This window comes from Corynebacterium sp. 335C (genome assembly GCF_053525695.1).
In genome coordinates, this window is sequence record NZ_JASTTB010000001.1 from 1,007,660 (window position 1) to 1,020,576 (window position 12,917).

Sequence of the window (12,917 nt, forward strand, 5' to 3'; positions counted from 1 at the left end):
GCCCTAGTAGCGGTAGTGCTCGGGCTTGAACGGGCCGTTGAGGTCGACGCCGATGTACTCGGCCTGCTCCTTCGACAGGGTCGTGAGCTTGCCGTCCAGGGCCTCGACGTGGATGCGGGCGACCTTCTCGTCGAGGATCTTCGGCAGCCGGTGGACCTCGGTGCCGTACTCCTCCGAGCGCTGGAACAACTCGATCTGGGCGATCGTCTGGTCGGCGAAGGAGGTGGACATGACGAAGGACGGGTGGCCGGTGGCGTTGCCCAGGTTCAGCAGGCGGCCCTCGGACAGGACGATGAGGCTGCGCACCTCGCCGTCGGCGTGCGGGAAGCGGTACTCCGCGACCTGCGGCTTGATCTCGATGCGCTCCACGTCGTCGCGGTGGTGCAGGGAGTGCATGTCGATCTCGTTGTCGAAGTGGCCGATGTTGCCCAGCAGGGCGTGGTCCTTCATCAGCTGCATCTGCTCGTAGCTGATGATGCCCATGTTGCCGGTGGCGGTGATGACGATGTCGGCGTCGGCGATCGCGTCGTCGACCGTGACGACGGGGAAGCCGTCCATGAGGGCCTGCAGCGCGTTGATCGGGTCGACCTCGGTGACGCGGACGCGGGCGCCCTGGCCCGCCATCGCCTCGGCGCAGCCCTTGCCGACGTCGCCGTAGCCGCAGATGAGGACGCTCTTGCCGCCGATGAGCATGTCGGTGCCGCGGTTGATGCCGTCGATGAGGCTGTGGCGGGTGCCGTACTTGTTGTCGAACTTCGACTTCGTGACCGCGTCGTTGACGTTCATGGCCGGGAAGGGCAGCACGCCCTCCTCCGCGAAGTGGTACAGGCGGTGGACGCCGGTGGTGGTCTCCTCCGTGACGCCGCGGACCTCCTCGGCGATGCGGGTCCAGATGCCCGGGCGCTCCTCCGCGACGCGGCGCAGCATGTCCAGGAAGGCGACGTACTCGTCGGAGTCGTCGTCCTCCGCCGGCGGCACAACGCCGGCGTCCTCGAACTGGCGGCCGCGGATGACCGCCATGGTGGCGTCGCCGCCGTCGTCGAGGATCATGTTCGGCAGGCGGTCGCCCCAGTCGAAGATGCGCTCGAGGCACCACCAGTACTCGTCGAGGGTCTCGCCCTTCCACGCGAACACCGGGACGCCGTTCGGCTCCTCCGGGGTGCCGTCGCCGACGACGATGGCCGCCGCGGCCTCGTCCTGCGTCGAGTAGATGTTGCAGGACGCCCAGCGGACCTCGGCGCCGAGCGCCGTCAGCGTCTCGATGAGGACGGCGGTCTGGACCGTCATGTGGATGGAGCCGGCGATGCGGGCGCCGGCGAGCGGCTGCTCCTCGCGGTACTCCTCGCGCAGCGCCATCAGGCCCGGCATCTCGTGCTCGGCGAGGCGGATCTGGTGGCGGCCGGCCGCGGCGAGCGACGGGTCGGCGATGCGGTATTCGAACATGAGGTTCCTTTCTCGGTGTGCGCTGTCTCCGCGCCTCGCGCGCGGTCTCCGCGGGATGCGCCGGGGGCCGCCCGCGGGCGGCCGTACCCCGGCCAGGCTAGTTGACCGCCTCCGCGAACTCCTCCGCGGCCTCCGCGTCCTCCGGGGGCAGATCGGCGGTCAGCGCCTCGAACGCCTCGGCGGCGGCCTCCCGAAGATCCTCGGGGCAGGAGCCGATTCCGGCGCGGATGAACGGATGGTCGTCGATGACGTCGGTGGCGGAGAACGGCGCGCCGCACCAGATCGCGGCGACCGTCGCGGCGGCCAGCCCCGCGGCCGCCTCGTCCCGGTCGGCGTCCGCGGCGCCCAGCCGGCAGGCGCCGGCGAGCGACTCCGCGCGCTCCTCCGCATCGTCGATGGCGTCGATTTCCTCGAGCAGCTCAGCCGCGGCCGGGGCGGCGAAAATGGTGGAGTCCCAGGTCGTCATGTCGTCGTTGTACACCGAAGCGCCGCGTCCGCGCAGCGTCCGCCCCTCCCCAATCCGTGCGCGGTCTGTTAGGTTTACGTGAACGTGACCTCCCCGTGACGCATCAGGCACGGGGCCGACGAGGGAAGGAGGCGCCGTGAAGCGCAGCGCCATCGCCGCCGCCGGAGTCGCCGCGGCCCTGTCCGGACTGCTCGGCGCCGGGTGCGCGGCCACCAACGCCGCGACCGCGCCGCTGGCCGAGTCGACGACCACGGGGGCGCCCTCGGACGATGCCGCGCCGCCGCCGGTGAGCGTGGAGGACGTCCACCTGGACCAGGCGCAGCCGGAGTTCCCGCACTCCGACGGCTCGCGCCCCGAGCGCTCCGGCGGGGGCTCCTCCTCCGGCGCCCGCGACCCGTACGCGCCGCCGCTGGCCGTGCTGCCGGAGCCGGAGGGCGACGCCCCCGGCCGCCCGGCGCAGCCCGCCCCGGAGGCTCCGCCGGCCGACCCGTCGCCGGAGCGCCCGACCCAGCCCAGGCCGTCGACCCCGCCGACGACCTCGCAGCCGCCGGCGGAGGACCCGGGCGGCGACGGCTCCGGCGACGTCGGCGTGCCGTGGCTGCCGAACCCGGAGGACCCGCTGCCGCTGCTGCCGGACCACGACCTGGACATCCCGGTCCTGCCCGGCGGCGAGGACGCGGGCGGGGACCCCGCCTCCGACGAGGGCGTGCAGGCCGACGGCGACGGCAACGGCGCCGCCTCCGACCAGTCCGGCGCGGATGAGGGCGACCGCCGTCCCCGCGGAGAGGAGGGCGACGGCGCCGCGGACGAGGCCGATGAGCCGGCCTCCCGCTCCGGCGGCGGCGCGGACGCCGCGCGCGGGGGCGACGGGCGTCGCAACGCGGACGATGCCGCGCAGGACGACGCGGACGCGCGCGGCACCCGCTGACCCGGGCCCTCCGCGCACCCGCGCCGCGCACGACGAACGCCCCGGCGATGGCCGGGGCGTTCGTCGTGTCCGGGGCGGGGCGGGCCGGGGCGGCTACTGCCCGCCGGTGGTGGCGCAGAAGACGACGGCGCCGCCGTCGCCCGCGACGACGCTGGGCCCGTCCGCGGACGCGGCGACCCACGCGGCGCGGCCGGCGGCGAGCTCCACCGGCTCCCCGGACTCCCCGGCGCCGGAGACCGTCGCCGAACCGGAGACCGCCAGCACGATGCGCGGGCTGCCGTCGCCCGACGGCTCCCACGCGTCGCCCGCCGCGAGCTCGGCGGACTCCAGGCGGAACTCGTCGACCGGCACCGCCCAGCGTCGCACGCGGTCGTCGCGCGGGTCGCCCATCGGACTCACCACCGGGTCCTCCAGCGGCGCGAACTCCAGGACGCGCAGCAGCTCCACGACGTCGACGTGCTTCGAAGTCAGGCCGCCGCGCAGGACGTTGTCGGAGTTCGCCATGATCTCCACGCCCATGCCGGACAGGTAGGCGTGCAGCTGGCGGGCGCCGAGGAACACCGCCTCGCCCGGCTGCAGCGTCACGCGGTTCAGCAGCATCGACGCCAGCACGCCCGGGTCGCCCGGGTAGCGCACCGCGATGTCCGCGGTCGTCGCCGCGACCTGGCCGACCCAGCCGCCGCCGTCGTAGGCGGCGCAGGCGCGGGCCACCGCGTCGACGAGGTCGCCGAGGACGCCGGCCGGCAGCGTCAGCCACGTCGTGAAGAGGCTGCGCAGCCCCTCCTCCGGCGTCACCGCGTCGAGGAGCACCAGGTAGCGCTCCAGCTCGGGAATGGCCAGCTCCGCGAACAGCTCGCGGGTGCGCTCCAGCGGGCGGAAGCCCGCGAGCGCGTGGAACTCCGTCAGCGCGACGAGCAGCTCGGGCTTGTGGTTCGGGTCGCGGTAGTTGCGGTCGGGGGCGGTGACGGGCACGCCCGCCTCGTCCTCCGCCGCGTAGCCGCGCTCGGCCTGCTCGCGGGTCGGGTGCGCCTGCAGCGACAGCGGCGCGTCGGCGGCCAGCAGCTTCAGCAGGAACGGAAGGTCCCCGCCGGCGTCGCCGACCTGGCCCGCCGGGTCCTCCGCGATGACGTCCGGCAGCGGCCGGTCTCCGGCGGTCGACGGGCCCAGGGGGTGGGCGCCGAACCAGATCTCCGCCTGCGGGCGCGGCGACGGCGACTCCTCGCCCCTCAGGTCCGCCAGCAGCGTGCGGGACCCCCACGGGTACGACTGGACGACGCCCTCCAACGGCAGCATGCCCCGATCAATCCTCCTCTACGACGTAGGCCGCGGCGGCGGCCAGCCGGACCGCGGTGACGCAGACGTCGACCAGCGGGTGCCGGACCTCGACCTCCAGCGCGGGGGCTTCGGCGCGCACCCAGTGCAGGTGCCCGAGCCGCGCGGCGGCCGCATCATGGTCGGCCGGGGAGGTCACGATAATCGCGCCCAAGGGTAGCACCAGCGGATCGCCTGCGGGACCGTCGAAGTCGGGGTCGTGGAAGATGTCGCGCTCCTCCTGCGCCAGCGCGCGCAGCGCCCGGCCGAAGTCCGGCAGGGCGGTGCCGTGGGCGGGCACGCCCGCGTCCAGCAGCCACGCCGCGGCGAGCTCCGCGACGGTGCGCCACCGCTCCCCCAGGCCGGCGACGACCATGGAGCGGCCGCGCATCCAGTGCCCCAGCTCCCGGGCGGGGTTCACCAGCTGCTCGCGGTCGGGGGCGAAGATCATGGCCTCCGCGTCGACGGCGTCGGCGACGTCGGACAGCACCGCGGCGGGGCCGAGGCCCGTGACGCCCGCGCCGGTGAGCGCCGCGAAGACGGCGCCGAGGTAGCCGCAGAAGGAGCCGCGCTCCGCCATCGCGGGACGCGGCACGACGACGGTCGACGGGTCGGCGGCGGCGCGGACGGGCCCCTCCCCGGGGTCGACGACGACGGTGGCGGCGCCGCGGCGGGCGGCCTCCGCCAGCGCGCGGGCGCAGGCCGCGTCGCCCGGGTCGTCGGTCATGACGACGACGAGGTCGAGGGCGCCGGCGAACGGCGGCAGCGTCCCGCATACGACGATGGGCGCGCGGGCGTCGTCGGCGAGGGCGACGGCGGCCTCGGCGGCCAGGCGGGCGCGGGCCTCGCCCGTCACCAGGATGACGGAGCGGGGATCCGGCAGGTCGGCGAACAGGCCCTCGCGGGCGGCCTCGGCGACGGCGCGCAGGTGCGGGCCCTCCGCGGCGGCGGCGAGGAGCAGGGTCCGGGTGTCCATGCCCCCGATCATGCCGGAAACCGGCCGCGGATGGTCCCGGCGTCAGGCGCGGATGATGCGGAGGATCTCCTCGACCAGGGCGTCGACCTCGGCGCGGGTCGGGGCCTCGACGTTGAGGCGCAGCAGCGGCTCCGTGTTGGAGGCGCGGACGTTGAACCACGCCGGGGTGCCCTCGAGCTTCACGGTCAGGCCGTCGAGCCGGTCGACGGAGGCGGCGCGGTCCGCGAACGCCGCGGCGACGGCCTCGCGGCGCTCGTCCTGGGCGGCGGCGTCGGCCAGGCGCGAGTTGATCTCGCCGGACTGCTCGTAGACGTCGTAGGCCGCCATGAGCCCGGACAGCGGGCCGTCCTGCTCCGACAGCGCCGCCAGCACGTGCAGGGCGGCGAGCATGCCGGAGTCGGCGTTCCAGAACTCGCGGAAGTAGTAGTGCGCGGAGTGCTCGCCGCCGAAGACGGCGCCGGTCTCGCTCATCGTCTGCTTGATGAAGGAGTGGCCGACGCGGGTGCGCACGGCCTTCCCGCCGCGGCGGGCGATGAGCTCCGGCACCGCCGCCGAGGTGATGAGGTTGTGGATGACGGTCGCCCCGGGCTCGCGCTCCAGGTAGCGGTCGGCGATGAGGCCGCAGATGGCCGACGGGCTGACGGCCTCGCCGCGCTCGTCGACGACGAAGCAGCGGTCGGCGTCGCCGTCGAAGGCGATGCCGATGTCGGCGCCCTGCTCCACGGTGAAGCGGCGCAGGTCCTCGAGGTTCGCGGGCTCCAGCGGGTTCGCCTCGTGGTTGGGGAAGGTGCCGTCGAGCTCGAAGTAGAGGTCGCGCAGGTCGACGACGTCGCCGAGCACCGCGGGGGCGGTGAAGCCCGCCATGCCGTTGCCGGCGTCGACGGCGACGGTCAGCCGGCGCCCGCCGGTGACGTCGACGAGGCCGCGGAGGAACGCCGCGTAGCCCTCGAGCATGTCGCGCTCGTCGATGGAGCCGGCCCCGCCGTCATGGTCCGGCACGCCCTCGACGAGCATGTCGACGATGGCCGCCAGGCCGGACTCCTGCCCCACCGGGCGGGCGCCGGCGCGGCACATCTTGATGCCGTTGTAGGCCGCCGGATTGTGGCTGGCCGTGAACATGGCGCCGGGGCGGTCCAGCTCGCCGGAGGCGTAGTACAGCTGGTCGGTCGAGCACAGGCCGATGAGGGTGACGTCCAGGCCCTGGGCCGCCGCCCCCTCGGCGAAGGCGCGCGAGAGCTCCGGGGAGGAGTCGCGCATGTCGTGGCCGACGACCGCCGCGGTCGCGCCCTCGCCGCGCATCAGGGCGCCGAACGCGGCGCCGATCTCCCCGCACAGCTGCGCGTCAATGCCGTCTCCGACGATGCCGCGCACGTCGTAGGCCTTGATGACCTTCTCCAGGTCCGATCGACGGCGATTCGCCACGGTCTCACTCTCCTCGTGTTCGGGTCCGGCGGACGTGCCGCCGGGAGGGGAGTCTACTCGCCGTCCTCCCCGGCCCCGGGATCCGGGACGACGCGGAGGTGCGCGCGGCGGGCGGCGCGGCCGCCGGAGCGGGACGGGTGGCGGCGCGGGGCGTCCTCGCGCCAGCCGGTCTCCGGGTCGTCGCGCAGGACGAGGCCGGTGGCGTGGCGGCCGGCCTCGCGGACCGCCTCCGCCAGGGCCGTGAGGTCGTCGTCGCCGGGGGCGTCGGGCGACGGCAGGTCGTAGCGCACCAGCTGCCAGCCCAGCGGGGCGGTGATGGTGCGGGCGTGGCGCTCGCACAGGTCCCAGCTGTGGGGGTCCTGCTGGGCGGCGAGCGGGCCGACGACGGCGGTCGACTCGGAGTGGGCGTAGGTCAGGGTGGCGACGGCGGGGCGGCCGCACCCGGGCCTGGAGCAGCGGCGGTATTGGGTCACGCCGACGAAGTCTAGACCCAAGGTTGAGGGTTTCGCAGCCCCTCCCCCGCCCTCGCCGCGGAACCGGTCCCGCCCGCGCCCCGGCGCCGCCTCCCCGGAACCGCCGCCCCGGGGACCTAGGATGGACCCCCATGAACGCCTCCCGCCGTGCCGCACGCCGGGGCCGCGGAATGCGCGGCCCGCTCCTCCCTCCGGAGACGCCGCGCTGGCGCAGCCGGTCCGAGAACTTCGACCAGGCGGTGCTCGACGCCTACGCGCCCATCGAGGAGCGGTTCCGGTCGCGGCTCACCAACCTGGACATCGCCGTGGACACGGTGCCGCGGATGCGGCTGCCCCCCGGCGCGCTGCACCCCGACGAGGTCGCCGCCGACGGGCCCGTGCCGCTCGCCCGCCTGGTCCCCGCCGGCGTCGACGAGTCCGGCCGCCCCACCCGGCCCCGCATCGTCGTGTTCCGCCGCCCCGTGGAGCGCCGCGCCGTCGGCCGCGAGGAGCTGGACGACGAGCTGTCGCGCATCCTCGCGCAGCTCGTCGCCGTGCACCTCAACGTCACCCCCGACACCGTCGATCCGCGGTGGGACGACGGGGAGTAGCGAGGGTCGCCGTCGTCAAGCAGCTGCGGCGCGGTGCCCGGCGCATCGCGTGACGACGGCGTCCGCCCCGCCGCGTGACCTCCCCCCCCCGGACACGACGAACGCCCCGGCCGACGGCCGGGGCGCGGTCATGCGGGCGGCGTGCGCCCGGCGGGCGCCTAGCCCATCCGCTTCTTCAGGCGGCGGCGCTCGCGCTCGGAGAGTCCGCCCCAGATGCCGAAGCGCTCGTCATGGCGCAGGGCGAACTCCAGGCACTCGTCCCGCACGCCGCAGGCGCGGCAGATGCGCTTGGCCTCGCGGGTCGAGCCGCCCTTCTCCGGGAAGAACGCCTCCGGATCCGTCTGGGCGCAGAGCGCCTGCTCCTGCCAGTCCTGATCCACGGCCTCGAACAGGCCGGAGAGGTCGTCCGCCCACTCGGCCAGCGGCCGGATCGGCTCCGCGTCGTTGCGCTGCGTCTCCCCCACGCTCATCTCCCGTTCGGCGTCGATGCGCTCGGGTGCGCCGGACTCGTCCACGCCGGCCTCCTCCCGCATCGCTTCCCGTGCTCGTGCATGTCTCCTGAGCCGTCACGGGAAGCTGCCGCCCCGTGATGACATACATGTGATTACACACGCGGAATTCACGGGCGTCAAGCCGTCGCCGGGTATTCCGCCGACGAAACGGATACCCCCAGATCAGGGGCACCCCCGGCCCGGGGATCAAGCGGAACTTGAGGGTTTCCGCCGGTCGCGGGCGCGCCGCCGGGGCGCGCCGGGGAGCATCACACGTCCGTCGAGAAGCGGATGCCCCCGTCCGGCACCACGACGCCCGGCCACACGCGCGCGCCGTCGATGAACTCGCAGCGGGCGCCGATGTCCGCGCCCTCGCCGATCACCGCGTCCCGGATGACCGCGCGCGGGCCGATGGTCGCCCCCGCCGCGATGATGGACCGCTCGATGACCGCGCCCGCGCCGATGCGGGCGCCGTCGAACACCGCCGCCTGATCCAGGCGCGCGCCGGCGCCGATCTCCGCGCCGCGGCCGACGACCGTGCCGCCGTACAGCAGCGCGCCGCCGCCGACCGCCGCCGACTCGTCGACCAGCGCCTCGCCGTGGCGGCCCTCCAGCACCGGCGACGGCGCGATGCCGCGCACCAGGTCCGAGGAGCCGCGGACGAAGTCCGCCGGGGTGCCCATGTCGCGCCAGTACGCGTAGTCGACGTGGGCGTAGACGCGGCTGCCGCGCTCCAGCAGGGCCGGGAAGACCTCACGCTCGACGCTGATCGGCCGGCCCGCCGGGATCTCCTCGATGACGGAGCGGCGGAACACGTAGCAGCCGGCGTTGATCTGATCCGTCGGCGGATCCTGCGTCTTCTCCAGGAACTCCAGCACGCGGCCGTCGGCGTCCGTCGGCACGCAGCCGAACGCGCGCGGATCCGGCACGCGCACCAGGTGCATGGTGACGTCGGCGTCCTTCTCCCGGTGCGTCGCCAGGATGGCGCGCAGGTCCGTGCCGCCCAGGACGTCGCCGTTGAAGACCATGACGTCGGCGGCCTCGATCTTGTCCAGCACGTTGCGGATGCCGCCGCCGGTGCCCAGCGGCTCCGTCTCCACCACGTACTCGATCTGGACGCCGAGGTCGGAGCCGTCGCCGAAGTGCTCCTCGAACACCTCGGCGCGGTAGGAGGTGCCCAGCACGATCCGGCGCATGCCCGCCTCGCGGATGCGCACGATGAGGTGCTCCAGGAACGGCGCGCCCGCCGTGGGCAGCATGGGCTTCGGCGTGCCGACGGTCAGCGGGCGCAGCCGGGTGCCCTTGCCGCCGACGAGGATGACGGCGTCGGCGTCCGCGGGGGTGTTCTCGGTGGACATGCTCCTCCTTGCTTCGCTGCTACCGGTCATTGTTACCCCGCGCCGAGCGCAGGATGACGGAGGCGCGCAGGGAGAGTCCGGCCGACAGCGCCCACCGCAGCGGCGCCCGCCACGGCCCCGGCAGCCGGTCCGACAGGAACCGCCGCACCGAGTCGTGGTGCGCCCGCACCGTCCGCTCCCGCTGCCTCTTCGCGGAGTGCCCCTGGGCGTGCCGGATCTCCGCCGACGGGCAGAACACGTTGCGCCAGCCCGCCTTCCCCAGCCGATCGCCCAGGTCGACGTCCTCCATGTACATGAAGTAGCGGGAGTCGAAGCCGCCGACGCCGTCGAACGCCGCCCGCCGCAGCAGCAGGCACGAGCCCGACAGCCAGCCGGCGTCGCGCTCCCGCGACATGTCCGCGTCGTCCCGGTAGCGGGCGCTGAACGGGTTCGACGGCCACACGCCCGACAGCAGGGCGTGGCCCGTGCCGTTGACCAGGTCCGGCACCGCCCGCGCCGACGGGTACGCCGACCCGTCGGGCTCCCGGATGAGCGGGCCGACCGCGCCGGCGCGCGGGTTGCGGCGCAGGCAGTCCAGCATCGCGTCGATGGAGCCCGGGCCGAACTCCACGTCGGGGTTCACCACCAGCACCACGTCCGGGTCGACCTCGCCGGCCTCCGCGCGGCGCGCGAGCTCGGCGGCGCCGACGTTCGCCGCCGCGCCGTAGCCGATGTTGCCGCCGGTGGGCAGCAGGTGAACGCCGTCGTGCGCCGCCGCGGCCGCCTCCGGGGAGCCGTCGGTCGAGCCGTTGTCGGCGAGGATCAGCACCGTGCCGCTCTCCGTCGCCGCGGGCAGCGACGCGACGAGGCGCTCCAGGTGCTCGCCAGGCGAGTACGTGATGGTGACGACGCCGACGGGCAGGTCCGGGCCGGTCTTCGGGGTGGGGGTGCTCACCCGCCCCACCCTAGGACAGGGCCGCGGCCACCCCGGCCCGCCACTCCGGCAGCGGCGCGAGCCCCGCATCCGCCCACGAGGAGCAGTCGAGCACCGACCACGGCGGCCGCGGCGCCGGCCGCGGGAAGTCCGCCGTCGTGCACGGATGCACCTTCGCCGGGTCATGGCCGGCGGCGGCGAGGACCTCCCGGGCGAGATCGCACCACGTCGCCGCGCCGCCGCCGGCCGCGTGCAGCACGCCCGGCACCGGGTCGGCGGCGAGCTCCAGCAGGCCGGCCGCCAGATGCGGCGCCCACGTCGGGCTGCCGTGCTGATCGTCGACGACGTCGAGCCGGTCGCGCTCCGCGGCCAGGCGCAGCATCGTCGTCGCGAAGTCCCCGCCCGGCCACCGCGGGCCCGTCCACACCCACGCGGTGCGCACGATCGTCGCGGCCGCCCCGGAGGCCAGCACCGCCCGCTCCCCCGCCAGCTTCGACGCGCCGTAGACGGTGTCCGGGGCGGTCGCGTCGTCCGGCCGCAGCGGCCGCCGCGGCGCCGCCGACCCGAACACGTAGTCGGTGGAGACGTGGATGAGGTGCGCCCCCTCCTCCGCGCAGCGGCGGGCGAGGTTCGCCGGCGCGTCGCGGTTGGCGGACCACTCCGGATCCGGGTCCGACTCCGCCGCGTCGACCGCCGTGTGCGCCGCGCAGTTGACGACGACGCGGGCCCCGGCCAGCGCCGGATGCGCGTCGACGGCCGCCGCGTCGGCCAGGTCGAGGTCCCTGCGGCCGAGGGCGACGGCCTCCGGCGCGAGCGCCCGCAGCGCCGTCCCCAGCTGCCCGCGGGCCCCCGTGACGACCAGTCCGGAATGCGGCATGCGGGGGTTCCTTTCACTACAGTGTCGGTGATGTCCCCGGCCACGATATAGCCAGAGGAGGCCTGCAGTGGGTGAACAGCCCAGCCGTCCGCGGCACGCGCGCGCCATCCAGGCGCCGCCGACGCGCCGCCGCAGCCTGGACCAGGCGGGCCCCGCCCCGGTGCGGGCGGCCGTCATCGTGCTGTCGGTCCTCGTCCTCGTCGTCGGCGCGATGGTGTGGTTCACCGTCGGCCGCGCCGCGGGCAGCCTCAACTCCGGCGGCGACTTCGCGCTCGGCGGCACCGAGGACGGCGCGACGGACATCCTCCTGGTCGGCTCGGACTCCCGCTCGGACGCGCAGGGCAACCCGCTGACGCAGGAGGAGATCGACATGCTCCGCGCCGGCGACGAGAAGGCGCTGAACACCGACACGATCATGGTCATCCGCGTGCCGGACGACGGGTCGTCGGCGACGGCGACGTCCATCCCGCGCGACACGTACGTGAAGACGCCGGAGTTCGGCAACATCAAGATCAACGGCGTCTACGGCGAAGCCAAGACCGCCCGCGCCGAGCAGATGGCCGCGGAGGGCGCCGACCAGGCGGAGATCGAGGACCAGTCGACGAAGGCCGGCCGCGACGCCCTCATCCGCACCGTCGCCGACCTCACCGGCGTCACCGTCGACCACTACGCGGAAATCGGCCTGCTCGGCTTCGTGCTGCTCACCGACGCCGTCGGCGGCGTGCCGGTGTGCCTCAACGCCCCGGTCGACGACGAGTTCTCCGGCGCGAACTTCAACGCCGGCGTGCAGACCCTCGACGGCGCCGACGCGCTGAGCTTCGTGCGCCAGCGCCACGGCCTGCCGCGCGGCGACCTCGACCGCATCACCCGCCAGCAGGCGTTCATGGCGTCCTTCGTCAACAAGCTCCTGTCCGCGGGCACGCTGTCCAGCCCGTCGAAGCTCTCCGAGCTCGGCGACGCCGTGCAGCGCTCCGTCGTCCTCGACGACAACTGGGACGTCATGGGCTTCGCGACGCAGATGCAGGACCTGACCGGCGGCAACGTCACCTTCGGCACCATCCCCGTCACGTCCATCGACGGCGTCGGCGACTACGGCGAGTCCGTCGTCACCGTCGACAAGGGCCAGGTCCACGCCTACTTCGACGAGATGGTCGGCGGCGGCGCCGGCGAGGAGTCCGAGGACCCGGACGAGGGCGGCGACGGCGGCTTCACCGCCTCCGACTACACCGTCAGCGTCTACAACGCCTCCATGACCGACGGCCTCGCCGGCCGCGTCTCCGAGCTGCTCTCCGGCGAGGGCTTCGGCGTCGGCGAGGTCGGCAACGCGGAGGCCGTCGGCGTCTCCATGAGCCAGGTGAACACCCCCGACACCCGCGACCCGGCGGCGAAGGCGCTGGCCGAGAAGCTCGGCGGCCTGCCCGTCGTCTACGACCCGGACCTGCCGGAGGGCTCCATCTCAGTCACCCTCGCCGGCGACTACTCCGGCCCCGGCCTCGAGGCCGCCGCCGAGGAGGTCCCCGCCGATGCCGGCGCGGAGGCGGCCCCCGCCGAGACCGACGCCGCCACCGGCGAGGTCGTCGGCCAGGAGGGCACCGGCGCCCCCGAGGACGGCCCCGCCATCGACGCCGGCGGCAACGGCATCGTCTGCGTCAACTAGGCGCGGCCCCGC

Annotated in this window: 13 protein-coding genes; 3 read left to right on the forward strand and 10 right to left on the reverse strand. The window is 74.9% G+C overall.

What is annotated here, in order from left to right; translation table 11 throughout:
* Window positions 1–3: 3 nt before the first annotated feature.
* Both ahcY and QQS41_RS04295 read right to left on the reverse strand, forming a co-directional pair.
* Entirely contained in the window at window positions 4–1,443 is a 1,440-nt protein-coding gene (gene ahcY / locus QQS41_RS04290) for an adenosylhomocysteinase (protein WP_448851429.1), read from the reverse strand.
* 97 nt (window positions 1,444–1,540) lie between these two features.
* Window positions 1,541–1,909: a hypothetical protein gene (locus QQS41_RS04295; protein WP_448851430.1), complete on the reverse strand. Its 369-nt coding sequence runs from the start codon at window positions 1,907–1,909 to the stop codon at window positions 1,541–1,543.
* A 136-nt stretch (window positions 1,910–2,045) separates the two neighbouring features.
* Here QQS41_RS04295 and QQS41_RS04300 point away from each other — a divergent pair, with 136 nt between their 5' ends.
* Window positions 2,046–2,837, forward strand: coding sequence for a hypothetical protein (locus tag QQS41_RS04300; protein ID WP_448851431.1), 792 nt, complete (start codon window positions 2,046–2,048; stop codon window positions 2,835–2,837).
* Window positions 2,838–2,930: 93 nt separating this feature from the next.
* Here QQS41_RS04300 and manA read toward each other — a convergent pair whose 3' ends face one another.
* The 4 genes from manA to QQS41_RS04320 are packed head-to-tail and all read right to left on the reverse strand — an operon-like array spanning window position 2,931 to window position 7,019.
* Window positions 2,931–4,130 carry a mannose-6-phosphate isomerase, class I gene (manA, locus tag QQS41_RS04305; protein ID WP_448851432.1) on the reverse strand — a complete coding sequence of 400 codons (1,200 nt, stop codon included), beginning with the start codon at window positions 4,128–4,130 and terminating at the stop codon, window positions 2,931–2,933.
* Between the two features lie 7 nt (window positions 4,131–4,137).
* On the reverse strand, window positions 4,138–5,124 hold the full coding sequence (locus tag QQS41_RS04310) for a hypothetical protein (RefSeq protein ID WP_448851433.1): 987 nt from the start codon (window positions 5,122–5,124) through the stop codon (window positions 4,138–4,140).
* A gap of 42 nt (window positions 5,125–5,166) precedes the next feature.
* The gene (locus QQS41_RS04315) at window positions 5,167–6,546 is read right to left on the reverse strand and encodes a phosphomannomutase/phosphoglucomutase (protein WP_448851434.1); all 1,380 of its coding nucleotides are present in this window, start codon (window positions 6,544–6,546) and stop codon (window positions 5,167–5,169) included.
* Window positions 6,547–6,599: 53 nt separating this feature from the next.
* Entirely contained in the window at window positions 6,600–7,019 is a 420-nt protein-coding gene (locus QQS41_RS04320; RefSeq protein ID WP_448851435.1) for a DUF3499 domain-containing protein, read from the reverse strand.
* A 131-nt stretch (window positions 7,020–7,150) separates the two neighbouring features.
* On the opposite strand from QQS41_RS04320, the gene QQS41_RS04325 reads away from it, so the two are divergent.
* A complete protein-coding gene (locus QQS41_RS04325) occupies window positions 7,151–7,609 on the forward strand; it encodes a metallopeptidase family protein (RefSeq protein WP_448851436.1) in 459 nt (152 codons plus the stop codon).
* A 158-nt stretch (window positions 7,610–7,767) separates the two neighbouring features.
* On the opposite strand, the gene QQS41_RS04330 is transcribed toward QQS41_RS04325, so the two are convergent.
* From QQS41_RS04330 to rfbD, 4 genes are all read right to left on the reverse strand, one after another.
* On the reverse strand, window positions 7,768–8,079 hold the full coding sequence (locus tag QQS41_RS04330; protein ID WP_448851973.1) for a WhiB family transcriptional regulator: 312 nt from the start codon (window positions 8,077–8,079) through the stop codon (window positions 7,768–7,770).
* A 290-nt stretch (window positions 8,080–8,369) separates the two neighbouring features.
* On the reverse strand, window positions 8,370–9,458 hold the full coding sequence (locus tag QQS41_RS04335; RefSeq protein WP_448851437.1) for a sugar phosphate nucleotidyltransferase: 1,089 nt from the start codon (window positions 9,456–9,458) through the stop codon (window positions 8,370–8,372).
* A gap of 19 nt (window positions 9,459–9,477) precedes the next feature.
* Window positions 9,478–10,392 carry a glycosyltransferase family 2 protein gene (locus QQS41_RS04340; protein WP_448851438.1) on the reverse strand — a complete coding sequence of 305 codons (915 nt, stop codon included), beginning with the start codon at window positions 10,390–10,392 and terminating at the stop codon, window positions 9,478–9,480.
* 10 nt (window positions 10,393–10,402) lie between these two features.
* Window positions 10,403–11,248, reverse strand: coding sequence for a dTDP-4-dehydrorhamnose reductase (rfbD, locus tag QQS41_RS04345; RefSeq protein ID WP_448851439.1), 846 nt, complete (start codon window positions 11,246–11,248; stop codon window positions 10,403–10,405).
* 67 nt (window positions 11,249–11,315) lie between these two features.
* Between rfbD and QQS41_RS04350 the strand changes: the two genes are divergently transcribed.
* The gene (locus QQS41_RS04350; protein WP_448851440.1) at window positions 11,316–12,905 is read left to right on the forward strand and encodes an LCP family protein; all 1,590 of its coding nucleotides are present in this window, start codon (window positions 11,316–11,318) and stop codon (window positions 12,903–12,905) included.
* The last annotated feature ends 12 nt before the right edge of the window (window positions 12,906–12,917 follow it).